The sequence below is a fragment of the Streptomyces lateritius genome (genome assembly GCF_014649715.1).
Lineage (GTDB): Bacteria > Actinomycetota > Actinomycetes > Streptomycetales > Streptomycetaceae > Streptomyces > Streptomyces lateritius.
Map to the genome: position 1 here is coordinate 131,680 of NZ_BMTO01000017.1, position 22,663 is coordinate 154,342.

Annotated in this window: 22 protein-coding genes; 16 read left to right on the forward strand and 6 right to left on the reverse strand. The window is 71.0% G+C overall.

All coding sequences use genetic code 11. The features are described from left to right. Nucleotides 1-291: 291 nt before the first annotated feature. Nucleotides 292-1,623: a D-arabinono-1,4-lactone oxidase gene (locus IE136_RS29515; RefSeq protein ID WP_158991332.1), complete on the reverse strand. Its 1,332-nt coding sequence runs from the start codon at nt 1,621-1,623 to the stop codon at nt 292-294. Continuing rightward, nucleotides 1,571-2,824: an MFS transporter gene (locus IE136_RS29520; RefSeq protein ID WP_158991334.1), complete on the reverse strand. Its 1,254-nt coding sequence runs from the start codon at nt 2,822-2,824 to the stop codon at nt 1,571-1,573. Before IE136_RS29520 ends, IE136_RS29515 begins: the two co-directional genes overlap by 53 nt. Nucleotides 2,825-2,972: 148 nt before the next feature. Between IE136_RS29520 and IE136_RS29525 the strand changes: the two genes are divergently transcribed. After that, a complete protein-coding gene (locus IE136_RS29525; protein ID WP_189601840.1) occupies nt 2,973-4,100 on the forward strand; it encodes a ferrochelatase in 1,128 nt (375 codons plus the stop codon). Between the two features lie 30 nt (nt 4,101-4,130). Then, entirely contained in the window at nt 4,131-4,964 is an 834-nt protein-coding gene (locus IE136_RS29530; protein WP_189601861.1) for an inositol monophosphatase family protein, read from the forward strand. Nucleotides 4,965-5,072: 108 nt separating this feature from the next. Here IE136_RS29530 and IE136_RS29535 read toward each other — a convergent pair whose 3' ends face one another. Beyond that, nucleotides 5,073-5,246: a hypothetical protein gene (locus tag IE136_RS29535; protein WP_189601841.1), complete on the reverse strand. Its 174-nt coding sequence runs from the start codon at nt 5,244-5,246 to the stop codon at nt 5,073-5,075. Between the two features lie 360 nt (nt 5,247-5,606). Here IE136_RS29535 and IE136_RS29540 point away from each other — a divergent pair, with 360 nt between their 5' ends. The 4 genes from IE136_RS29540 to IE136_RS29555 all read left to right on the forward strand — a co-directional run bounded on the left by IE136_RS29540 (nt 5,607) and on the right by IE136_RS29555 (nt 9,193). Then, nucleotides 5,607-6,260, forward strand: a complete 654-nt coding sequence (locus tag IE136_RS29540) for a response regulator transcription factor (protein ID WP_158991339.1) — start codon at nt 5,607-5,609, stop codon at nt 6,258-6,260. 7 nt (nt 6,261-6,267) lie between these two features. Further along, the gene (locus tag IE136_RS29545; protein WP_158991342.1) at nt 6,268-7,503 is read left to right on the forward strand and encodes a sensor histidine kinase; all 1,236 of its coding nucleotides are present in this window, start codon (nt 6,268-6,270) and stop codon (nt 7,501-7,503) included. Nucleotides 7,504-7,897: 394 nt separating this feature from the next. Next, nucleotides 7,898-8,194, forward strand: coding sequence for a DUF4193 domain-containing protein (locus tag IE136_RS29550; protein ID WP_003955561.1), 297 nt, complete (start codon nt 7,898-7,900; stop codon nt 8,192-8,194). Between the two features lie 12 nt (nt 8,195-8,206). Beyond that, the gene (locus IE136_RS29555) at nt 8,207-9,193 is read left to right on the forward strand and encodes a hypothetical protein (protein ID WP_158991345.1); all 987 of its coding nucleotides are present in this window, start codon (nt 8,207-8,209) and stop codon (nt 9,191-9,193) included. Here IE136_RS29555 and IE136_RS29560 read toward each other — a convergent pair. Then, nucleotides 9,190-9,729: a DUF3093 domain-containing protein gene (locus tag IE136_RS29560; RefSeq protein ID WP_158991348.1), complete on the reverse strand. Its 540-nt coding sequence runs from the start codon at nt 9,727-9,729 to the stop codon at nt 9,190-9,192. The genes IE136_RS29555 and IE136_RS29560 overlap by 4 nt on opposite strands. Before the next feature lie 58 nt (nt 9,730-9,787). Between IE136_RS29560 and IE136_RS29565 the strand changes: the two genes are divergently transcribed. From IE136_RS29565 to IE136_RS29600, 8 genes are all read left to right on the forward strand, one after another. After that, the gene (locus tag IE136_RS29565; protein WP_189601842.1) at nt 9,788-10,372 is read left to right on the forward strand and encodes a PaaI family thioesterase; all 585 of its coding nucleotides are present in this window, start codon (nt 9,788-9,790) and stop codon (nt 10,370-10,372) included. Continuing rightward, entirely contained in the window at nt 10,372-10,893 is a 522-nt protein-coding gene (gene dut, locus IE136_RS29570) for a dUTP diphosphatase (RefSeq protein ID WP_158991353.1), read from the forward strand. Before IE136_RS29565 ends, dut begins: the two co-directional genes overlap by 1 nt. Nucleotide 10,894: 1 nt before the next feature. Then, entirely contained in the window at nt 10,895-11,656 is a 762-nt protein-coding gene (locus IE136_RS29575; protein WP_158991356.1) for a DUF3710 domain-containing protein, read from the forward strand. Nucleotides 11,657-11,985: 329 nt separating this feature from the next. Continuing rightward, nucleotides 11,986-12,654, forward strand: coding sequence for an ABC transporter ATP-binding protein (locus IE136_RS29580; protein ID WP_229819290.1), 669 nt, complete (start codon nt 11,986-11,988; stop codon nt 12,652-12,654). A gap of 126 nt (nt 12,655-12,780) precedes the next feature. Then, entirely contained in the window at nt 12,781-15,330 is a 2,550-nt protein-coding gene (locus IE136_RS29585; RefSeq protein WP_189601843.1) for an ATP-binding protein, read from the forward strand. A gap of 91 nt (nt 15,331-15,421) precedes the next feature. Then, a complete protein-coding gene (locus IE136_RS29590; RefSeq protein ID WP_189601844.1) occupies nt 15,422-16,108 on the forward strand; it encodes a response regulator in 687 nt (228 codons plus the stop codon). A gap of 115 nt (nt 16,109-16,223) precedes the next feature. Then, nucleotides 16,224-16,622: an OB-fold nucleic acid binding domain-containing protein gene (locus IE136_RS29595; RefSeq protein ID WP_189601845.1), complete on the forward strand. Its 399-nt coding sequence runs from the start codon at nt 16,224-16,226 to the stop codon at nt 16,620-16,622. Nucleotides 16,623-16,625: 3 nt separating this feature from the next. After that, entirely contained in the window at nt 16,626-17,357 is a 732-nt protein-coding gene (locus IE136_RS29600; RefSeq protein ID WP_158991370.1) for a DUF3159 domain-containing protein, read from the forward strand. Nucleotides 17,358-17,453: 96 nt separating this feature from the next. Here the strand turns inward: IE136_RS29600 and IE136_RS29605 are convergent, their stop codons facing one another. Both IE136_RS29605 and IE136_RS29610 read right to left on the reverse strand, forming a co-directional pair. Beyond that, the gene (locus IE136_RS29605) at nt 17,454-18,137 is read right to left on the reverse strand and encodes a potassium channel family protein (protein ID WP_158991372.1); all 684 of its coding nucleotides are present in this window, start codon (nt 18,135-18,137) and stop codon (nt 17,454-17,456) included. Beyond that, nucleotides 18,137-18,805, reverse strand: a complete 669-nt coding sequence (locus tag IE136_RS29610; protein WP_158991375.1) for a potassium channel family protein — start codon at nt 18,803-18,805, stop codon at nt 18,137-18,139. Before IE136_RS29610 ends, IE136_RS29605 begins: the two co-directional genes overlap by 1 nt. A gap of 236 nt (nt 18,806-19,041) precedes the next feature. On the opposite strand from IE136_RS29610, the gene IE136_RS29615 reads away from it, so the two are divergent. Both IE136_RS29615 and IE136_RS29620 read left to right on the forward strand, forming a co-directional pair. After that, nucleotides 19,042-21,093 carry an APC family permease gene (locus IE136_RS29615; protein WP_158991377.1) on the forward strand — a complete coding sequence of 684 codons (2,052 nt, stop codon included), beginning with the start codon at nt 19,042-19,044 and terminating at the stop codon, nt 21,091-21,093. 57 nt (nt 21,094-21,150) lie between these two features. Beyond that, nucleotides 21,151-22,479: a class I SAM-dependent RNA methyltransferase gene (locus IE136_RS29620; RefSeq protein ID WP_189601846.1), complete on the forward strand. Its 1,329-nt coding sequence runs from the start codon at nt 21,151-21,153 to the stop codon at nt 22,477-22,479. The last annotated feature ends 184 nt before the right edge of the window (nt 22,480-22,663 follow it).

A 22,663-nucleotide genomic window follows, 5' to 3' on the forward strand; every position in this document is an offset into this window, starting at 1 on the left:
ACGGCGGGACGCCGACGCCGACGCCGGCACCGACGCCGGAGAGCGGGCGACAGGGCGGAGGGCGACGGCCGGTCGGCGCACACCGGGCAGGACACCCAGGACCCCGATCCGGCCCCCTCCCGGCCCACCGGAGGCGACACGGGAACCGAGGACGGAGCCGACCCGACGCGGACGTCGGCGCCCGCCCCCACACCCACCCCGCCCACGCAGACCCCGGTCTCCACGTCGACCTCGACGGGGACCCCTTCCTCCGGCCCCGGTGGACAGGAGAGCCCGCCGGCCGAGTGACCGTCAGTCGCCCAGGACCCGGCGCAGGTAGTCGTTGGCGAACAGCCGGTCCGGATCCAGCCGGTCCCGCACCGTCGTGAACTCGGCGAAGCGCGGATAGGCCTCGGAGAAGTACGCGGCGTCCCGGGTGTGCAGCTTCCCCCAGTGCGGCCGGCCCCCGTGCGCCGTCATGATGCGCTCCACCGCGGTGAAGTACGCGCGGTGGGGCGTTCCCTTGTAGAGGTGCACGGCGATGTACGCGGTCTCCCGGCCCGAGGCCGTGGAGAGCGCGATGTCGTCCGCCGGGGCGGTGCGCACCTCCACCGGGAAGCTCACCTTCAGCGGCGAGCGTTCGATCATCGCCTTCAGCTCGCGCAGCGCCGCGACGGCCGCCTCGCGCGGAAGGGCGTACTCCATCTCCAGGAAGCGCACCCGGCGCGGGGAGGTGAAGACCTTGTACGGGATGTCGGTGTACGTACGGGCGGACAGCGCGCGACTGGAGATCCGGGCGATCGACGGAATGACCGGGGGCACCGCGCGGCCCAGGGAACAGGCGACCTGGAAGAGGCCGTTGGAGAGCAGTTCGTCCTCGATCCAGCCGCTGACCGTGCCGGGCGGGGCGGCGGGGCCAGCGCTGCGGTTGTTGCGCTTGGTGTTGCAGTTGTCCGTGTGGGGGAACCAGTAGAACTCGAAGTGCTCGTTCTCGGCGTGCATCGCGTCGAACTCCGAGGTGACCCGGTCGAAGGTCATCGGCTCCTCGCGCGCGGTGAGCAGGAAGACCGGCTCCACGGCGAAGGTGATCGCGGTGACGACGCCGAGCGCGCCGAGCCCGATCCGGGCGGCGGCGAAGACCTCCGGATGCTCCTTCTCGGAACAGGTCATCAGCCGTCCGTCGGCCGTGACCAGTTCCAGCTCGCGGATCTGGGCGGCGATCGAGGCGGAGTCGCGGCCCGTGCCGTGCGTGCCGGTCGAGGTGGCTCCGGCGACCGTCTGCTCCATGATGTCGCCCATGTTCGTGAGCGACAGGCCCTCCCGGGCCAGCGCCACGTTGAGCCGCTTCAGCGGAGTGCCCGCCTCCACGGTGACGGTCATGGCCTCGCGGTCGACCCGCCGGATCCCCGTCAGCAGGTCCGGTCGGATCAACACGCCGTCCGTGGCGGCGATCGAGGTGAAGGAGTGGCCGGTCCCGACCGTCTTCACCCGCAGCCCGTCCTCCGCGGCCTTCCGCACGGCCTCGGCGAGCTCCTCCGCCGAGGCCGGGCTCACCTCCCGTGCGGGACGGGAAGTGACATTGCCCGCCCAGTTACGCCACGGGCTGCTCGCCGTCCTGGCGTTCGTCGTTGTGGTCCCGCTCACGCTGCCCCTCCCCAGTCGGCACCGGCCTGCGCAGCCGGCGGTACCCCAGGAGCCCCACCGCGACCGCGAGCGCGCCCGAGACGACGGGCACCACGTACCCCGCCTCCGCCCCCGACGCGTCGACGACCCAGCCGGCGGCCGAGGAGCCGAGCGCCACCCCGATGGCGAGCCCGGTCCCTGTCCAGGTCATGCCCTCGGTCAGCTTGGTGCGAGGTACGTGCGCTTCGACGAGGGCCATGGTGGTCACCATCGTCGGTGCGATGGACAGGCCCGCGACAAAGAGCGCCACGGCCAGCAACGGCAGGTTCCCGGCCAGTAGGAGGGGGATCATACTCACGGCCATCGCGCAGACACCCAGGAGCCACCTGCGGGACGGTTCGCCCTTCAGGTGGAGCAGTCCGAAGACGGCGCCGGCCAGGCAGGAGCCCAGCGCATAGACCGCGAGCACCAGGCTCGCGGCGGCCTTGTGGCCCTCCTCCTCGGCGAAGGCCACCGTCACCACGTCCACCGAGCCGAAGATCGCGCCGGTGGCGACGAAGGCGAGCGCGAGCACCCGCAGGCCGGGGGAGCGCAGGGCGGAACCGCCGGTGTGGTCCTCCTTGGGGTGCGGCCGGGGCTCGGTGGCGCGCTGCGAGGTCAGCCAGAAGACGCCGATGGCGAGGAAGACGCCCGCGAACAGCGGGCCGGCCTCGGGGAACCAGACGGTCGACAGGCCGATGGAGATGATCGGGCCGAAGATGAAGCACACCTCGTCGACGATCGACTCCCAGGAGTACGCGGTGTGCAGCTCGCGCGCCGAGCCCCGGTAGATCTCCGCCCAGCGGGCCCGGGTCATGGCGCCGACGCTCGGCACGCAGCCGACGAGAGCCGTGAACACGAAGAGGGTCCAGTCAGGGGCCTCCTGCTGGACGCAGATCAGCAGCCCCGCGCCCGCCGCCAGCGAGACGAGGGTCGCCGGACGCAGCACCCGCCGCTGCCCGTAGCGGTCGACCATCCGGGAGACCTGCGGGCCCATCACGGCCGCCGACATCGCCAGCGCCGCGGACAGGGCGCCCGCCAGGCCGTACCGCCCGGTGACCTGGGAGATCATGGTCACGATGCCGATGCCCATCATGGAGAGCGGCATACGGCCGAAGAAGCCGGCCACCGAGAACGATCGGGTGCCGGGCGCCGCGAAGATCGCGCGATAGGGACTGGGCAAGAGGATCTCCGGGCATCTGCTCACCACGCGTCGGCTCAACACGTGTAATTAATTACTAAAGCCTACGGTGTTGAACTGGATGTGGGCAGCTTCATTTTCGGACGGGCCGCGCCACCGGCTGTCAGCGCCGGGTGGGAGGATCGGTGCCATGTCCGATCAGCACGATCCCGCCCCGTACGACGCCCTCCTGCTGCTCTCCTTCGGCGGCCCGGAGGGGCCGGACGACGTGGTCCCCTTCCTGGAGAACGTCACGCGCGGCCGAGGCATCCCCAAGGAGCGGCTCAAGGAAGTGGGGCAGCACTACTTCCTCTTCGGCGGCGTCAGCCCGATCAACGACCAGAACCGCGCGCTGCTCGACGCGCTGCGCACGGACTTCGAGCGGGCCGGCCTCGATCTGCCGGTCTACTGGGGAAACCGGAACTGGGCGCCGTACCTCACCGACACCCTCCGCGAGATGGTCACCGACGGCAGGCGCCACATCGCCGTCCTCACCACCAGCGCGTACGCCTCCTACTCCGGCTGCCGCCAGTACCGCGAGAACCTCGCCGACGCGCTCGCCGAGCTGGAGGCCGAGGGTCTGCCGCTGCCCCGGGTCGACAAGCTCCGGCACTACTTCAACCACCCCGGCTTCGTCCGGCCCATGGTCGAAGGTGTCCTCGCCTCGCTGGCCGAGCTCGACGAGCCGGTCCGCGCCGGCGCGCACCTCGCCTTCACCACCCACTCCATCCCCGACTCGGCGGCCGACACCTCCGGTCCCGTCGGTGAGCACGGCGACGGCGGCGCCTATGTGAAGCAGCACCTGGACGTGGCCCGCTTGATCGTCGACGCGGTCCGTGAGGAGACCGGCGCCGACCACCCCTGGAAGCTCGTCTACCAGTCCCGCAGCGGCGCCCCCCACATCCCGTGGCTGGAGCCGGACATCTGCGACCACCTGGAGGAGCTGCACGCGGCCGGGGCCCCGGCCGCCGTCATGGTCCCGATCGGCTTCGTCTCCGACCACATGGAGGTCCTCTACGACCTCGACACGGAAGCCACCGCCAAGGCCGCCGAGCTGAAACTTCCGGTGCGTCGCTCGGCGACCGTCGGCGCCGACCCCCGCTTCGCGGCGGCCGTGCGCGACCTCGTCCTGGAGCGCGCCGCCCGCGAGCGCGGAACCAAGGTCGAGCGGTGCGCGCTGGGCGCCCTTGGGGCCTCCCACGACCTCTGCCCGATCGGCTGCTGCCCCGCCAGGGTGGAGCGCCCGGCGGCGGCCGGTGCCGACAGTCCGTACGCCTAAGGAGCGCCTGTGACCGAGCCCGTGAACCCCCTGTCGGCCGATTCCCCGCCGACCCTCCCTCGGTCGGCCGACCCGCTGGGGGCCGAGCTGCTCGCCCTCGCCCTGGAAGCCGGGCGCAGGGCCGGCGCGCTGCTGCGCGACGGGCGGCCGGACGACCTGGCCGTGGCCAGGACCAAGTCCAGCCCGATCGACGTCGTCACGGAGATGGACATCGCCGCCGAGAAGCTGATCACCGGCTTCCTCGCCGAGCACCGTCCCGACGACGGCTTCCTCGGCGAGGAGGGCGCATCCAGCCCCGGTTCCAGCGGCGTCCGCTGGGTGATCGACCCGCTCGACGGCACCGTGAACTATCTCTACGGCCTGCCGACCTGGGCCGTCTCCATCGCCGCCGAGCGCGACGGCGAGACGCTCGTCGGGGTGGTCGAGGCGCCGATGCGCCGCGAGACGTACCACGCGGTGCTCGGCGGCGGCGCGTACGCCGGCGAGCGCCGGCTCACCGTGCGTGCGCCGGCCCCGCTGGACCAGGCCCTGATCTCCACCGGGTTCGCCTACGTCCAGACCCGCCGGGCCCGTCAGGCCGAGGTCGCCCGGCACCTTGTGCCCCGAGTGCGCGACATCCGCCGCGGCGGCTCCGCCGCCATCGACCTGTGCGACGTCGCCGCGGGCCGCCTCGACGGCTACTACGAACGCGGACTCAACCCGTGGGACCTGGCGGCGGGCGACCTGATCGCCCGGGAGGCGGGCGCCCTGACGGGTGGGCGGCCCGGTGAGCGCCCCTCGGGCGAGCTGGTGGTCGCGGCCCCGCCCGGCGTCTTCGAGCCGCTCCAGGAGCTTCTGGAGGAGTCGGGCGCCTGGCACGACTGACGGCCGCGCGCGGGGCGGCGGACGTCTCGCCGCCTTCGCCGGGACGGAGCGGCCCGGACACCGAAGGGGCCCCGACGCCGACGGCATCGGGGCCCCTCACGTCAGGGGTCAGGCGCTGGCGGCGCCGACCTCCACGCCGTGCTCGGCGGCCAGGCGGTGCAGGTCGTCGAGCTCGGCCTGCTCGACGTCCGCGAGGAAGTCGTCGCCCGTCTCGCGCGCCCGTGTGAGGTCGGTCTGCGCCGTCCTGATGCGCTGCAGGAGTCCTGCGGTGAAAGCGTCCATCGTGCGCCCCCTCGTCATGGGTCGGTGGCACGGGGGTGTGCCGAGGGTGGATCGATCACTCACTGCAACCTCTGGGGGGACAGAGCGGCTCGTGGCGTGCACGAAACAGAGCGTGATCGCGGGGTGTGCAGACGTCCTCCCCGGGAGGTTCCTCACAGAAACCTCAACTGGCCCGTGATCCAGGTGAATTCTTCCCACGCCCCGACCCTCCCCTACCCGCGTGCCGTCGGCCGCACGCCGCCTTACAGCCGGTTTACGCGCGTACGGGGCAGGATGGACGCGCACAGTCCGTGCTCAGGAACCGCCCTCGTCCACGCCGAGAACAGGCGAGGACGAGGGCTCGCAGGAAGGAATTACGACGTGCGCGTACTCGTCGTCGAGGACGAGCAGCTGCTCGCCGATGCGGTGGCCACCGGACTGCGCCGGGAGGCCATGGCCGTCGACGTCGTGTACGACGGCGCCGCCGCCCTGGAACGCGTCGGGGTGAACGACTACGACGTGGTCGTCCTCGACCGGGACCTCCCCCTGGTCCACGGCGACGACGTCTGCCGCAAGATCGTCGAACTCGGCATGCCCACCCGCGTCCTGATGCTCACCGCCTCCGGCGACGTCAGCGACCGCGTCGAGGGCCTGGAGCTCGGAGCCGACGACTACCTCCCCAAGCCCTTCGCCTTCACCGAGCTCACCGCGCGCGTGCGGGCCCTCGGCCGGCGCACCACCGTGCCGCTGCCGCCCGTCCTGGAGCGCGCCGGCATCAAGCTCGACCCCAACCGCCGCGAGGTCTTCCGCGACGGCAAGGAGGTCCAGCTCGCGCCGAAGGAGTTCGCGGTCCTGGAGGTGCTGATGCGCAGCGAGGGCGCGGTCGTCTCGGCCGAGCAGCTCCTGGAGAAGGCCTGGGACGAGAACACCGACCCGTTCACCAACGTCGTACGGGTCACGGTGATGACCCTGCGCCGCAAGCTGGGCGAGCCGCCCGTCATCGTCACCGTCCCCGGCTCCGGCTACCGGATCTGATCCCCCGGTGGCCGCGACTCCCGCGCCCCCTCAGGCGCCTCCGAAGCCCACCTGGGACCCCAGGGACCCCGTCAGGCCCCTGCTGCGCCCGACGATCCGCATACGGCTCACGCTGCTGTACGGCGGGATGTTCCTGATCGCCGGCATCCTGCTGCTGTCGATCATCTACCTCTTCACCGCGCAGGCGCTGGGCGACAGCGCCTCGGAACTGCCCTTCAAGGTGGTCAGCGGCACGGTCCAGCCCACCACGTCCTGGTGCAGGCTGCCCGCCTCGGGCACCGGCGACCAGCTCCACCAGGCCGTCTCGGCCTGTCTCCAGTACCAGCGTGACCTGGCGCTCGACGACCTGCTGCGCCGCTCGCTCTTCGCCCTCCTCGGACTGAGCATCATCGCCTTCGCCTTCGGGTACGCCATGGCGGGCCGCGTCCTGTCGCCGCTGGGCCGGATCACCCGTACCGCCCGCCAGGTGGCCGGGTCGGACCTCGCCCGGCGCATCGAGCTGGACGGCCCCGACGACGAGCTGAAGGAGCTGGCCGACACCTTCGACGAGATGCTCGACCGGCTGGAGCGGGCCTTCACCGCCCAGCAGCGGTTCGTGGCGAACGCCTCGCACGAGCTGCGCACCCCGCTGGCGATCAACCGCACCCTCCTGGAGGTCCACCTCTCGGACCCCGGGGCGCCCGTGGAGCTGCAGCAGCTCGGCAAGACGCTGCTCGCCACCAACGAGCGCAGTGAGCAGCTCGTGGAAGGCCTGCTGCTGCTCGCCCGGAGCGACAACCAGATCGTCGAGCGGAAGCCCGTCGACCTCGCCGAGGTCGCCTCGCGCGCCATCGACCAGCTGCACGGTGAGGCCGAGGCCAAGGGCGTGGAGATCCGCGGTGAGCGGGCGCCCGCGGTCGTCCAGGGCAACGGCGTCCTCCTGGAGCGGATCGCGCTGAACCTGGTCCAGAACGCCGTCCGGTACAACGTCCCGGAGGACGGCTGGGTGGAGGTCACCACCGAGACCGAGCACGGCCAGGCGGTCCTGGTGGTCTCGAACACGGGTCCCGTGGTTCCCGCGTACGAGATCGACAACCTCTTCGAGCCGTTCAGAAGGCTGCGGCAGGAGCGGACCGGCAGCGACAGGGGCGTGGGTCTCGGCCTGTCGATCGCCCGCTCCGTCGCGCGGGCCCACGGCGGCCGTATCATCGCGGAGCCTCGCGAAGGCGGTGGTCTCGTGATGCGTGTCACTCTCCCGATCTGACACACTTCGGGTACCAGCCGGTTCCGTTCGCTTTGCGCGGAATCTTCGGGCCCGTTCCTGAGACGGCCATGTGTGATCGATCACAGGAACGTGCATCCGTCTCTCTACTCTCCGTGATCGAGAATTCCATCGGAAAACCAGGAAAAGTCCGGGTTTCCGGGGGTCCGGATGGCGGGAAGTACACGGGGTGGCGCCCGTGAAGGACGGTAGAGGGACCGTGTACGGTCCCGTTCGCCACCCAAAGCCGGTCACTCATGAGAGAGCGGATTGGGTGTCGATTGAGTAACAGACCTTGATGTGAGGCAAAATCTCCGCCTCGGGTCGGGCACAAGTCCGGCCTCTCACGCGTTACGTGCGCTGGAGACACCGCAACCACCCAGAGGGGGAGAGCGACATGGCAACGGATTACGACACCCCACGCAAGACCGATGACGACGTCGATTCCGACAGCCTTGAGGAACTGAAGGCCCGCCGGAACGACAAGTCGACCTCGACGGTCGACGTCGACGAGTTCGAGGCCGCCGAAGGTCTTGAGCTGCCGGGCGCCGATCTGTCGAACGAGGAGCTCGCCGTACGGGTCCTGCCCAAGCAGGCCGACGAGTTCACCTGCATGAGCTGCTTCCTCGTGCACCACCGCAGCCAGCTGGCTCGGGAGAAGAACGGTCAGCCGATCTGCCGCGACTGCGACTGAGATCGGTCGGCCGTGGCAGGCGACACACCGTCTCGGAAGCGGCGCTTCCGGCTCGCAGGTGAGCCGGAGGCGCATCAGGGCGGTCCAGGCCCGACCGAGGGTGCCCACGAGGCTCCCGGAGCCGAGCACACCGCCCCCCTGCCCTCCCTCGGCGCACGTGACGACGAGCGAGGCCCCTCGGCCTCGCTCGAGGCGGCCACGGCGTCGGATCAGGCGGAACGGGAGGCCCCGCACGGCGGGCGCCGTCGCGGCGCCGTCCAGCGCGCCGTCGGCCCGGCGCGCGCACAGTTCGACCGCATGAAACTCGACCGCGCGCGGATCGACGCCGTCAAACGCGGCGTGAAGCGTGGCGGCGAGAGCGCCAAAGCCGGGCTCGGTCATCTCGCCGACCGACTCATCGAGATCGCCCCCCGGGTACCGGTCCGGGATCTGGCGACCCTGCGCAGGCAGTTCCCGGGGCTCGGCCCCGAGCAGATCGCCGACAAACTCGTCGCCGGCGCCGCCAACGCCAGCTCGACCGTCGGCGCGGGCGTCGGAGCCGCCGCGATGCTCCCCGTGCCACCCGCGATGCCGGCCGAGCTCGCGGCGGAGATCACCGGAGTCGCGGCGATCGAGCTCAAGCTCGTCGCCGAACTGCACGAGGTGTACGGAGTGCGGCCGCCCGGCACGCTCGCCCAGCGCTCCACGGCCTATCTCACCGCCTGGACCGAGGAACGGGGCATCGACCCCACCCGCCCCACCACCGTCAACGCGGCGCTCGGCGGTCAGCTCAAGCGTGAACTGCGCCAGCAGATCATGAAGCGCATGGTGCGCAATCTGCCCAGCCTGATGCCGTTCATGGTCGGGGCCGCGGTCGGAGCGCTGATGAACCGTCGCGACACCAAGAAGCTCGCCGACCTCGTCCGCAAGGATCTGCGCCGTCGCCAGGTCCCCTGGGACGCTTTGGAGGGGCTGCCCCCGCTGGAGCAGCCCGAGAACCCCAAGGAGATCGGCTTCTAGGCCGTCGGCTTCCGGGCCTGCGTAACCACGCCCCGCGCGTCCGCGCTTTCCGCGCCCGGGCTCTGCGCGTCCGCCCGGGCCGCCTCCAGGGCGGCCACCAGGCCCTCCGGGTCACGGCTGGACAGATAGACGTACGGCGTCGGATCAGCCGGGTCCGTCACCTCGACGCGGACGGCGCCGGGGACGTAGCTGCGCAGCAGCATGAACGCGCGCGGGTCGGCCTTGAACGTGCGCCAGGCGCGCGCCTCCTCCGCGTCCAGCGCCTCGGGCGCCCCCAGCGCCGACACCGGGATCCGCGCGTCGCCCGCGACCAGCGAACCCGCCACGACCCGGATGCGCGCGGAACCGTACGAAGAGACGACCACGGCCGCCAGCGCGCCGGCCGCGATCACACCGCCGAACATCGGAACCGTCCCCAGCGGGAACATCACCAGACCGCCGGACAGCCCCAGCAGAGCCGTGATGACCCACCAGGAGCGGGGAGCGGTCAGACGTTCGTCGAAGCGCGGCGCGGAGGACGGTACGGAAGGCTGCATGCGTCCAAGCTTGGCACGGCGCGACCTGCCCCTACCCGCGCGGGTAAGGTCTGCGGCTGTGACTGCAACATCTGCCGCCCTCACCCCGCCGGCCGACGCCATACCGCCGGTACGTCACCCCGACGCGCCCGCCCCCGGCGAGCTGCTCGGCGCGCACTATGAGCACTGCTTCGGGTGCGGCGGCGGACAGCCCCACGGGCTCCATCTGGAGGCCCGGGCCGGCGAGGGCGTGACGGTCACCGCCGAGTTCACCGTGACCCCCGACCATCAGGGCGCCCCCGGCCTCGCGCATGGCGGCGTCCTCGCCACCGCGCTCGACGAGACCCTCGGCTCCCTGAACTGGCTGCTGCGGGTCATCGCCGTCACCGGCCGGCTCGAGACCGACTTCGCGCGGCCCGTCCCGGTCGGCACCGTCCTGCACCTGGAGGCCGAGGTCACCGCCGTGCACGGGCGCAAGATCTACTCGACCGTCACCGGCCGGATCGGCGGGCCCGACGGCCCCGTCGCCGTCCGCGCCGACGCCCTCTTCATCGAGGTCAAGGTCGACCACTTCATCGACAACGGACGTCCGGAGGAGATCCAGGCGGCCATGTCCGACCCCGACCAGGTCCGGCGCGCCCGCGCCTTCGAGGTGAACCCCTGATGCGCAACCCTGTCGACGTACTCATCCGCCGCGTGGACCCGGACGTACCGATCCCGGCCTACGGCCATCCCGGCGACGCCGGTGCGGATCTGGTGACCACCGAGGCGACGGTCCTGGCCCCCGGTGAGCGGGCCGTGCTGCCCACCGGGGTCTCCATCGCGCTCCCCGACGGCTACGCGGCCTTCGTGCACCCGCGCTCGGGGCTGGCCGCTCGCTGCGGAGTCGCGCTCGTGAATGCCCCGGGGACGGTGGATGCCGGGTACCGTGGAGAGATCAAGGTGATCGTGGTCAATCTGGACCCGCGCGAGAGCGTGCGGTTCGAACGGTTCGACCGGATTGCCCAACTTGTCGTCCAGCAGGTCGAGAAGGTCCGCTTCCACGAGGTGGCGGAGCTTCCCGGCTCGGCGCGGGCCGAGGGGGGCTTCGGTTCCACCGGCGGTCATGCCGCCGTGGACGGCACAGACGGCACAACGGGTGGGAATCGATACGCTTCGGTCGTATCCGACCGGGAAGGACAGTGACGTGTTCGGACGTCGCAAGAAGAGCGGTGCCGCTGAGGACGCAGCGGGCGAGGCCGAGCAGGTCGTCGACGCGGTCGACACTGACGACACGGCCGGTGCGCCGCGTCGGGTGAACCTTCCGCCGGCGCCGCGGCCCGACGGACCGTGGGACATCTCCGAGGTCTCCAGGCCGGAGGACGGCCGGGTCGACCTGGGCGGCATGTTCGTGCCCGGAGTCGAGGGCATGGAACTGCGGGTCGAGGTGGCGGGCGACGCGATCGTCGCGGCCACCGTCGTCCTGCGCGACAGCGCCGTGCAGCTGCAGGCGTTCGCCGCACCGAAGAAGGAAGGCATCTGGGGAGAGGTCCGCGAGGAGATCGCCAGCGGCATCACCCAGCAGGGTGGTGTCATCGACGAGGTCGAGGGCCCGCTGGGCTGGGAGCTGCGGGCCCAGGTCCCGGTGCAGCTGCCCGACGGCACCGGCGGCGTACAGCTGGTGCGTTTCGTGGGCGTCGACGGGCCCCGCTGGTTCCTGCGCGGAGTGATCTCCGGCCAGGGCGCGGTACAGCCGGAGGCGGCCGGTCTTCTGGAGCAGATCGTCCGGGACACCGTCGTGGTCCGTGGCGAGGGCCCCATGGCCCCGCGCGACCCGATCGTCCTCAAGCTCCCGAACGATGCCCAGATGGTGCCCGACGGCGTCCAGCAGGAGGAGCAGGAAGGCTCGCGCTTCTCCGGAGGCATGGGCCAGCTCCAGCGCGGACCGGAGATCACCGAGGTCCGCTGACACAGGTTTTCCGACCATGACCGGTGGGCCGCCACCCCGTGCCTCAGGCACGGGAGGCGGCCCACCGGCCGTTTGCGAAACGGGATCTTCCGGCGGCACGATCTTCTTGGCGGCCCGATCTCACGCGCCTGCTTTCACGCGCCTGCTTTCACGCGCCTGCTTTCAAGCGCCCGATCTCGCGCGGCCGATCTTCCGGCGTTCCCTGGCACCACCGCCCCCGGGCGGCACATACTGACGGGCGCACAGGTTCGACGGCGGGGGAGACCAGGGTGAGTGAGAGCAGCGCGCGTTCCGGCACGGTGGTGGTCGAGGACCCGTCCGGCGGGCCCATGGTCCGCGTCGAGAACCTGCACCGCTCGTACGGTACGGGCGCGGCGGCCGTCCACGCCCTGCGCGGGGTCTCCTTCGACATCCCCCGTGGTGAGCTCGTCGCGCTCAAGGGCCGCTCGGGCTCCGGCAAGACCACCCTGCTCAACCTCGTCGGCGGCCTCGACAGCCCCGACGACGGCCGGATCACCATCGACGGCACGGATCTCGCGGAGCTCGGCGAGAACAGGCTCCTGGAGCTGCGACGGGACCGCATCGGCTTCATCTTCCAGTCCTTCGGACTCATCCCGATCCTGACCGCGGCGGAGAACGTCGGCGTACCCATGCGGCTGCGCAAGGCGGACCCCGAGGAGCGGGAGGAGCGCGTCGCCCTGCTCCTCGCCCTGGTCGGCCTCGCCGACCACGCGGCCCAGCGCCCCGGCGAGCTCTCGGGCGGTCAGCAGCAGCGCGTCGCCATCGCCCGCGCCCTCGCCAACAAGCCCGCCCTGCTGATCGCCGACGAGCCGACGGGCCAGCTCGACGCGGAGACCGGGCTCGCCGTGATGGAACTCCTGCGCGCGGTGGTCCGCAGCGAGGGCGTCACGGCCCTCGTCGCCACCCACGACGCGCAGCTCCTCGGCCTCGCGGACCGGGTGCTGGAGCTGAGCGACGGCGAGATCATCGAACACTGACCGGCGGCGCCCGCCGTCGTGCTCCTCGTGTCCCGGAGACGAGCCGGCATCAGGATCCTGTCAAGACGCTCCACGGCCCTCACCCCACGCACGGGATGTCCGATTCGCTGGACGTAAAGTCATGCCATGGGACGCGGCAAGCTACGGATCTACCTCGGCGCGGCGCCGGGCGTCGGCAAGACGTACGCGATGCTCTCCGAGGGCCACCGGCGTGTCGAGCGCGGTACGGACTGTGTCGTCGCCTTCGTCGAGCACCACGACCGTCCCCGCACGGAGGTCATGCTGCACGGCCTGGAGCAGGTCCCGCGACGCACCCTCGCCCACCGGGGCGCCACCTTCACCGAGATGGACGTGGACGCGGTCCTGGCCCGCCGCCCGGCCGTCGCGCTCGTCGACGAACTCGCCCACACCAACGTGCCCGGCTCCCGCAACGGCAAGCGCTGGCAGGACATCGAGGAACTGCTCGCCGCCGGCATGGACGTCATATCCACCGTCAACATCCAGCATCTCGAATCGCTCGGCGACGTCGTCGAGTCGATCACGGGCGTGCGGCAGAAGGAGACCGTCCCCGACGAGGTCGTCCGCCGCGCCGACCAGATCGAGCTGGTCGACATGTCGCCCGAGGCGCTGCGCCGCCGGATGGCGCACGGCAACATCTACAAACCCGACCGGATCGACGCCTCCCTCTCCCACTACTTCCGGCCGGGGAACCTCACCGCGCTGCGCGAGCTCGCCCTGCTGTGGACGGCCGACCGGGTCGACGAGTACCTCCGGCAGTACCGCGGCGAGCACAACATCCGCTCCACCTGGCAGGCCCGGGAACGGATCGTCGTCGGGCTCACCGGCGGACCGGAGGGCCGTACCCTCATCCGGCGCGCCACCCGGCTCGCCGAGAAGGGCGCGGGCGGCGAGGTGCTCGCCGTCTACATCGCCCGCAGCGACGGCCTCACCGCGGCCTCCCCCAAGGAGCTCGCCCTCCAGCGGACGCTCGTCGAAGATCTCGGCGGAACGTTCCACCACGTCATAGGCGACGACATCCCCTCCGGCCTGCTGGAATTCGCCCGGGGCGTCAACGCGACCCAGGTCGTCCTCGGCTCCAGCCGGCGCAAGACCTGGCAGTACATCCTCGGCCCCGGCGTCGGCCAGACCGTCGCCCGCGAGTCGGGCCCGGACCTCGACGTCCACATCGTCACCCACGAGGAAGTGGCCAAGGGGCGCGGACTGCCCGTCTCCCGAGGCGCCCGGCTCGGCCGCTCCCGGATCATCTGGGGCTGGCTCGCCGGAGTCGTCGGACCCGGACTGCTCACCCTGCTCCTCACCCATGTCGGCGCCGACCTCGGTCTCGCCAACGACATGCTGCTCTTCCTGGCGCTCACCGTCGCCTCCGCCCTGCTCGGCGGACTCCTCCCCGCGCTGGCCTCGGCCGCGTTCGGCTCCTTCCTGCTGAACTGGTTCTTCACCCCGCCCCTGCACCGGCTGTCCATCGCCGACCCCAAGAACATCGTCGCCATCGCCGTGTTCTTCGGCGTCGCCGCGGCGGTGGCCTCCGTGGTCGACCTCGCGGCCCGGCGCACCCACCAAGCGGCCCGGCTGCGCGCCGAGTCCGAGGTGCTGTCCTATCTCGCCGGAGGCGTGCTGCGCGGGGAGTCGAGCCTGGACGCCCTCCTGGAGCGGGTCCGGGAGACCTTCTCCATGGAGTCGGTGGCCCTGCTGGAGCGCGCGAGCGACGTGGAGCCGTGGACCTGCGCGGCGAGCGTCGGCACGCGCCCCGTCGCCAGGCCCGAGGACGCGGACGTGGACATGCCCGTCGGCGAGGACCTGGCGCTCGCGCTGACGGGCCGGGTGCTGCCGGCCGAGGACCGGCGAGTGCTGGGCGCCTTCGCCGCCCAGGCGGCGGTGGCACTGGACCGGCAGCGGCTCGTCGGCGAGGCGGAGGAGGCCCGCAAACTGGCCGAGGGCAACAAGATCCGTACGTCTCTGCTGGCCGCGGTCAGCCATGACCTGCGTACCCCGCTCGCCGGGATCAAGGCGGCCGTCTCCTCCCTGCGCTCGGACGACGTCGACTGGTCCGAGGAGGACCGGGCCGAACTCCTCGCCGGGATCGAGGAGGGCTCCGACCGGCTCGACCAGCTCGTGGGGAACCTGCTGGACATGTCCCGGCTCCAGACCGGCACCGTCACCCCGCTGATCCGCGCCATCGACCTGGACGAGGTCGTGCCCATGGCGCTCGGCGGCGTCCCCGACGGCAGTGCCGAGCTGGACGTCCCCGAGCGCCTGCCGATGGTCGAGGTCGACAAGGGCCTCCTGGAACGGGCCGTCGCCAACATCGTCGAGAACGCGGTGAAGTACAGCCCGCCCGGCGTGCCCGTGGTCGTCGCCGCGAGCGCCCTCGGCGACCGGGTCGAGGTGCGGGTCGTCGATCGCGGCCCGGGAGTGCCCGAGGAGAGCAAGGACGGCATCTTCGAACCGTTCCAGCGCTTCGGGGACGCGCCGCGCGGCTCCGGCGTCGGACTCGGCCTCGCGGTCGCCCGCGGCTTCGTGGAGGCCATGGGCGGCACCATCACCGCGGAGGACACCCCCGGCGGCGGGCTGACCATGACCCTCACCCTCAAGGCCGTGACCAGGCAGCTGCCACCGGCCCCCGCACTGCCCGCCCATGCCGCCACCCGACTTTGATGACCCCGACAACCGCGATGACCCCGACGCCGGACCGCCGGAAGGTCTGTCGGGAGACAGACGAAGACAGACAGAGAGAAGGACGCCTTCGATGACCCGGGTCCTCGTCGTCGACGACGAACCGCAGATCGTCCGCGCGCTGGTGATCAACCTCAAGGCGCGGAAGTACGAGGTGGACTCCGCGCCCGACGGCGCCACCGCCCTTCGGCTGGCCGCCGAGCGCCATCCCGACGTGATCGTCCTCGACCTCGGACTGCCCGACGTCGACGGCGTCGAGGTCATCAAGGGGCTGCGCGGTTGGACCCGGGTGCCGATCCTGGTGCTCTCGGCCCGGCAGACCTCCGACGAGAAGGTCGAGGCGCTCGACGCGGGCGCCGACGACTACGTCACCAAGCCCTTCGGGATGGACGAGCTCCTGGCCCGGCTGCGCGCCGCGGTCCGCAGGGCCGAGCCGGTCGGCGGCGGCGAGGACGGCGCGGTGATGGTGGAGACCGAGGGCTTCACGGTCGACCTCGCCGCGAAGAAGGTCCACCGCGACGGGCGCGACGTCCGCCTCACCCCCACCGAATGGCACCTCCTCGAAGTGCTGGTCCGCAACAGCGGGCGCCTCGTCAGCCAGAAGCAGCTCCTCCAGGAGGTCTGGGGCCCTTCGTACGGCACCGAGACGAACTATCTGCGGGTGTACATGGCGCAGCTGCGGCGCAAGCTGGAGGCCGACCCCTCGCACCCGCGGCACTTCGTCACCGAGCCGGGCATGGGCTACCGCTTCGAGCACTGATCGGACTGCCCGGGACTGCCTCGGCAGCGGCCTCGTCGGCGTCGCCCGGAGGGACCCCGTCGGGGTTGTCCGGAGCGCCCGTTTCCCTTTCGGCGGTGGCCGGTACGCTTTCTGTATGAGTGCTGCACCGCGTACAGAGAAGCCGGCCGGACGGTTCCGCCGGATGCTCGACCGGCTGTCCACCTCTCAGGAGGAACTGGAGTCCGTAGAGCTCCAGGAGGACACCGAGGCGTCCGGGTGCACGCGCATCTGCGACTGCTCCGACCGCCAGATAGTCAAGGTGACTGGTACCTTGCGCACGGTCACTCTGCGTCCGCGGGCCGGTGTTCCGGCCCTCGAGGCCGAGCTGTTCGACGGCACGGCCCCGCTGGACGTGGTGTGGCTGGGCCGGCGTTCCATCGTGGGCATCGAGCCCGGCCGCAAAATGATCGCCTCCGGCCGGATCTCCATGAGCCACGGCCGGCGGGTCCTCTTCAACCCCAAATACGAGCTCCGACCGCTCGGACAGGAGTAGCCGGTGACGTCTCTCGACAAGCCGACGACGACGGATCAGGACGCCCAGGCCTCGAAGGAGGTCACCGAGGCCGCGCTCTTCGAAGCCTTCGGCGGCGTACGAGGCATGGTCGAGACGGTCCTGCCCGGCCTGCTGTTCGTCACGATCTTCACGATCAACAAGGACCTGCACCTCTCGGCGATCGCCGCGCTGGCCGTCTCGCTGGTCCTCGTCGCCGTCCGGCTGGTCCGCCGGGACACCGTCAAGCACGCGTTCAGCGGGGTCTTCGGCGTGGCGTTCGGTGTCGTCTTCGCGATGATGACCGGCAACGCCAAGGACTTCTACCTGCCGGGCATGCTCTACACCCTCGGGCTCGCCCTCGCGTACATCATCACCACGCTCGCGGGCGTCCCGCTGATCGGGCTGATGCTGGGCCCGGTCTTCAAGGAGAACCTCTCCTGGCGGACCCGCAACCCCGGCCGTAAGAAGGCGTACGCGAAGGCGAGCTGGGCGTGGGGCCTGATCCTGCTCGGCAAGTGCGCGATCCTCTTCCCGATGTACTGGTGGGCCGACACGACCAAGTTCGGCTGGGTCCTGGTCGCGCTCAAGATCCCACCCTTCCTGCTCGCGGTGTACCTGACCTGGGTCTTCCTGGCGAAGGCCCCGCCGCCGATCGACGTCTTCGCCGAGATGGAGGCGGAGGAGGAGGCCGAGAAGGCCCGCAAGGCGGCCGCGGCCCAGCAGCCGGAGGCGTAGCTCCAGGACGTACGTACGGCCGGTACTACGGTACGGATACGGGAAGGGCCCGGGACCTCGCGAGGTCCCGGGCCCTTCCCGTATCCGCTGAACCTGTCAGCTCGCGGACGAGCCCTCCGGCCGGCGGACCGACAGCAGGTCCTCCAGCTGCTCCTCGCGCGCCTGGGCGGCCACGAAGAGGAGCTCGTCGCCCGCCTCCAAGGTCTCCTCCGGGCTCGGGGTCAGGACCCGCGAGCCGCGGATGATCGTCACCAGCGAGGTGTCCTGCGGCCAGGCCACGTCGCCCACCTGCGTCCCCGCGATCGCCGACTCCGGCGGAAGCGTCAGCTCCACGAGGTTCGCGTCACCGTGGCTGAAGCGCAGCAGCCGGACCAGGTCGCCGACGCTCACCGCCTCCTCCACCAGCGCGGACATCAGGCGCGGCGTCGACACGGCGACGTCCACGCCCCACGACTCGTTGAAGAGCCACTCGTTCTTGGGGTTGTTCACGCGGGCGACCACGCGCGGCACGCCGTACTCCGTCTTCGCCAGCAGCGAGACGACCAGGTTCACCTTGTCGTCGCCGGTGGCCGCGATCACCACGTTGCAGCGCTGCAGCGCCGCCTCGTCCAGCGACGTGATCTCACAGGCGTCGGCCAGCAGCCACTCCGCCTGCGGCACCCGCTCCACCGAGATGGCGGTCGGCGCCTTGTCGATCAGGAGGATCTCGTGCCCGTTCTCCAGGAGCTCGCCGGCGATGGAACGGCCCACCGCACCCGCGCCCGCAATAGCGACACGCATCAGTGACCGCCCTCCTCAGGCCCCTCGGCGAAGGCCGCCTCGACCTTCGCGATCTCGTCCGTACGCATCATCACGTGCACGAGGTCGCCCTCCTGCAGCACCGTCTGCGAGGACGGGATGATCGCCTCGCCCAGCCGGGTGAGGAACGCCACGCGCACGCCCGTCTCGTCCTGCAGCCTGCTGACCTTGTGCCCGATCCACGCCGAGGACGTGTGCACCTCGGCGAGCTGCACACCGCCGCTCGGGTCGGTCCACAGGGGCTCCGCGCCGGAGGGCAGCAGCCGCCGGAGCATCTGGTCGGCGGTCCAGCGGACCGTGGCGACGGTCGGGATGCCGAGCCGCTGGTAGACCTCGGCGCGCCGGGGGTCGTAGATCCGCGCGGCCACGTTCTCGATGCCGAACATCTCGCGCGCGACCCGCGCCGCGATGATGTTGGAGTTGTCGCCGCTGCTGACGGCGGCGAAGGCACCCGCCTCCTCGATCCCGGCCTCACGCAGCGTGTCCTGGTCGAAGCCGACGCCGGTCACGCGGCGACCGCCGAAGCCGGAGCCCAGACGGCGGAAAGCCGTCGGGTCCTGGTCCACGACGGCCACGGTGTGCCCCTGCTGCTCCAGGGTCTGCGCGAGAGCGGCTCCCACTCGCCCGCAGCCCATGATGACGATGTGCACGTCCCCTTACCCCGCACTCCTGATCGTCTTGCTGACCTGCGAAAACACCCTGCTCACAACTTTCCTCACCCGATTTGGCCCGGGCCGTGGCGGGCAGCGCCCTGCCGGGCTGCCCGATCCGAGCTTATGCGGCAACCCCGGGCGGGACCTCATCCGAGGTGACGGTCAGGGAGATTCCGTGCCGATAGGGGGTGGTGGTGAGCATGGCTCTTTTCGAACGCTTACGATCCTCTGTTGTGTCCAAACTGACCGACCTGCCCAAACGGATCCTCATCGGACGGGCTCTGCGGAGTGACAAGCTCGGGGAAACCCTCCTCCCGAAGCGGATCGCTCTCCCCGTCTTCGCCTCCGACCCGCTGTCCTCGGTGGCGTACGCACCCGGTGAGGTGCTGCTCGTCCTCTCCATCGCGGGTCTGTCGGCCTACCACTTCAGCCCGTGGATCGCGCTGGCCGTCGTGGTCCTGATGTTCACCGTCGTGGCCTCGTACCGGCAGAACGTCCACGCCTATCCGAGCGGCGGCGGCGACTACGAGGTCGCCAACACCAACCTCGGGCCCAAGGCCGGACTCACCGTCGCCAGCGCCCTGCTCGTCGACTACGTCCTGACCGTCGCCGTCTCCATCTCCTCCGGGATCGAGAACCTCGGCTCGGCCATCCCGTTCGTCGTCGAGCACAAGGTCTTCTGCGCGGTCGGCGTCATCGTGCTGCTGACGCTGATGAACCTGCGCGGGGTGAAGGAGTCGGGCAGCCTCTTCGCCATCCCGACGTACGTCTTCGTCGCCGGCGTCTTCATCATGATCGCCTGGGGCGCGTACCAGGGCATCGTCCTCGACGAGACCATGAAGGCCCCCACCGCCGACTTCGAGATCAAGGCCGAACAGGAGGGCCTGGCGGGCTTCGCGCTGCTCTTCCTCCTGCTGCGCGCCTTCTCCTCCGGCTGCGCCGCCCTCACCGGCGTCGAGGCGATCTCCAACGGCGTGCCCGCCTTCCGCAAGCCGAAGTCGAAGAACGCGGCGACCACCCTCGCCCTCATGGGCGGCCTGGCCGTCACCATGTTCTGCGGCATCATCTTCCTGGCGATGGCCACCGACGTCCGGATGGCCGAGCACCCCGCCGTCGACCTGCTGCGCGACGGCGTCCCCGTCGGCGAGAGCTATGTCCAGGACCCGGTCATCTCGCAGGTCGCGGCCGCCGTCTTCGGCGACGGCACCTTCCTCTTCGTCGTCCTCGCCGCGGCCACGGCGCTCGTCCTCTTCCTGGCCGCCAACACGGCGTACAACGGCTTCCCGCTCCTCGGCTCGATCCTCGCCCAGGACCGCTACCTGCCCCGCCAGCTGCACACCCGCGGCGACCGGCTCGCCTTCTCCAACGGCATCGTGCTCCTCGCCGGCGCCGCCGTGCTCCTGGTCTGGGTCTACGGGGCCGACTCGACGAAGCTCATCCAGCTGTACATCGTCGGCGTCTTCGTCTCCTTCACCCTCAGCCAGACCGGCATGGTCCGGCACTGGAACCGGCACCTGAAGACGGAGAAGGACCCGGCGCAGCGCCGCCGCATGATCCGCTCCCGCGCGATCAACACCTTCGGTGCCTTCTTCACCGGCCTCGTCCTCGTCGTCGTCCTCGCCACCAAGTTCACCCACGGCGCCTGGGTCGCCCTGCTCGGCATGGTGATCTTCTACGGGACGATGACCGCGATCCGCCGGCACTACGACTCGGTGTCGGCGGAGATCGCGGCCGCCGAGGAGCGTCCCGACGAGTACGTACGCCCCTCGCGCGTCCGCTCCGTCGTCCTCGTCTCCAAGCTCCACAAGCCGACGCTGCGCGCGCTCGCCTACGCCAAGCTGCTGCACGCCAACGAGCTGGAGGCGCTGAGCGTCAACGTCGACCCGGCCGAGACCAAGGCGCTCAAGGCCGAGTGGGAGCGGCGGGGCATCAACGTTCCGCTCAAGATCCTCGACTCGCCGTACCGGGAGATCACCCGGCCGGTCATCGAGTACGTCAAGAACATCCGCCGCGAGAGCCCGCGCGACGCGGTCTCCGTCTACATCCCCGAGTACGTCGTCGGCCACTGGTACGAGCATCTGCTCCACAACCAGAGCGCGCTGCGGCTCAAGGGGCGGCTGCTGTTCACCCCGGGCGTGATGGTCACCTCCGTGCCGTACCAGCTGCGGTCCTCCGAGGCCGCCAAGAAGCGGGAGCGGAAGCGTCAGGAGTGGAACGCGCCGGGCTCGGTGCGCCGCGGTCCGGTCGAGAAGCGCCCGAAGGAAGCGGCCGGCAAGGACACGTAGACTGGTGGGCTGCCGCTACGGCAGCCCACCTCTCTCTTTCTCTGGAGTCACCCCGTCATGCAGAACGCACCTGTTTCTTCGTTGGTCGGGGCAGAGTACGAGGTCGAGGTCGGCCCCGTGGCCCACGGCGGCCATTGCATCGCGCGTACGGAGGCGGGCCGGGTTCTCTTCGTCCGCCACGCGCTGCCGGGCGAGCGGGTCGTCGCCCGGGTCACCGAGGGCGAGGAGACCTCCCGCTTCCTGCGCGCGGACGCCGTCACCGTGCTCGAAGCCTCCAAGGACCGGGTGGAGGCCCCCTGCCCCTTCGCGGGCCCCGGGAAGTGCGGCGGCTGCGACTGGCAGCACGCCAAGCCGGGCGCGCAGCGCCGTCTCAAGGGCGAGGTCATCGCCGAGCAGCTCCAGCGGCTGGCCGGTCTGACCCCCGAGGAGGCGGGCTGGGACGGCACCGTCATGCCGGCCGAGGGCGACAAGCTCCCGGCGGGCGAGGTCCCGCAGTGGCGCACCCGCGTCCAGTACGCCGTCGACGCCGAGGGCCACGCGGGTCTGCGCAAGCACCGGTCGCACGACGTCGAGGTCATCGACCACTGCATGATCGCGGCCGAGGGCGTCAGCGAGCTGGGCATCGAGAAGCGCACCTGGGAGGGCATGGCCTCGGTCGAGGCCATCGCCGCCTCGGGTTCGGGCGACCGCCAAGTCATTCTGGCGCCCAAGCCGGGCGCCCGCCTCCCTCTGGTCGAGCTGGACAAGCCGGTCTCCGTCCTCCGCGTCGACGAGCACGACGGCGGGGTGCACCGCGTCCACGGCCGTCCCTTCGTCCGCGAGCGCGCCGACGACCGCACGTACCGCGTCGGCAACGGCGGCTTCTGGCAGGTCCACCCGAAGGCGGCGCAGACGCTCGTCCTCGCCGTCATGCAGGGCCTGCTGCCCCGCAAGGGCGACACCGCCCTCGACCTCTACTGCGGTGTCGGCCTCTTCGCCGGCGCGATCGCCGACCGCGTCGGCGACGAGGGCGCGGTCCTCGGCATCGAGTCCGGCAAGCGCGCGGTGGAGGACGCCCGCCACAACCTCCAGGACTACGACCGCGTCCGCATCGAACAGGGCAAGGTCGAGACGGTCCTCCCGCGCACCCGCATCACCGAGGTCGACCTGATCGTCCTCGACCCCCCGCGCGCGGGCGCCGGCAAGCAGACGGTCAAGCACCTCGCGGGCCTGGGAGCGCGCCGCATCGCCTACGTCGCCTGCGACCCGGCGGCCCTGGCCCGCGACATCGCCTACTTCAAGGAGGGCGGCTACCGGGTCCGGACGCTGCGGGCGTTCGACCTGTTCCCGATGACCCAGCATGTCGAGTGCGTCGCGATCCTTGAGCCTGCTGAAAAGGGCCGCTGACCTGCCGTTTCTCCGAGTGTGCGTTATGGGCGTTACATGCGTTAGGTGCGATATCTTGACGCATATTCGACGCACGTGACGCACGTTTGACGCACGAACGGCACGGTTCCTGATGGGTCGTCATGCGGGCCTGGTGGCCACCGAGTGGAGCCCTCAGCTGTCTGGTCTTAGGCACCTTGAGGTG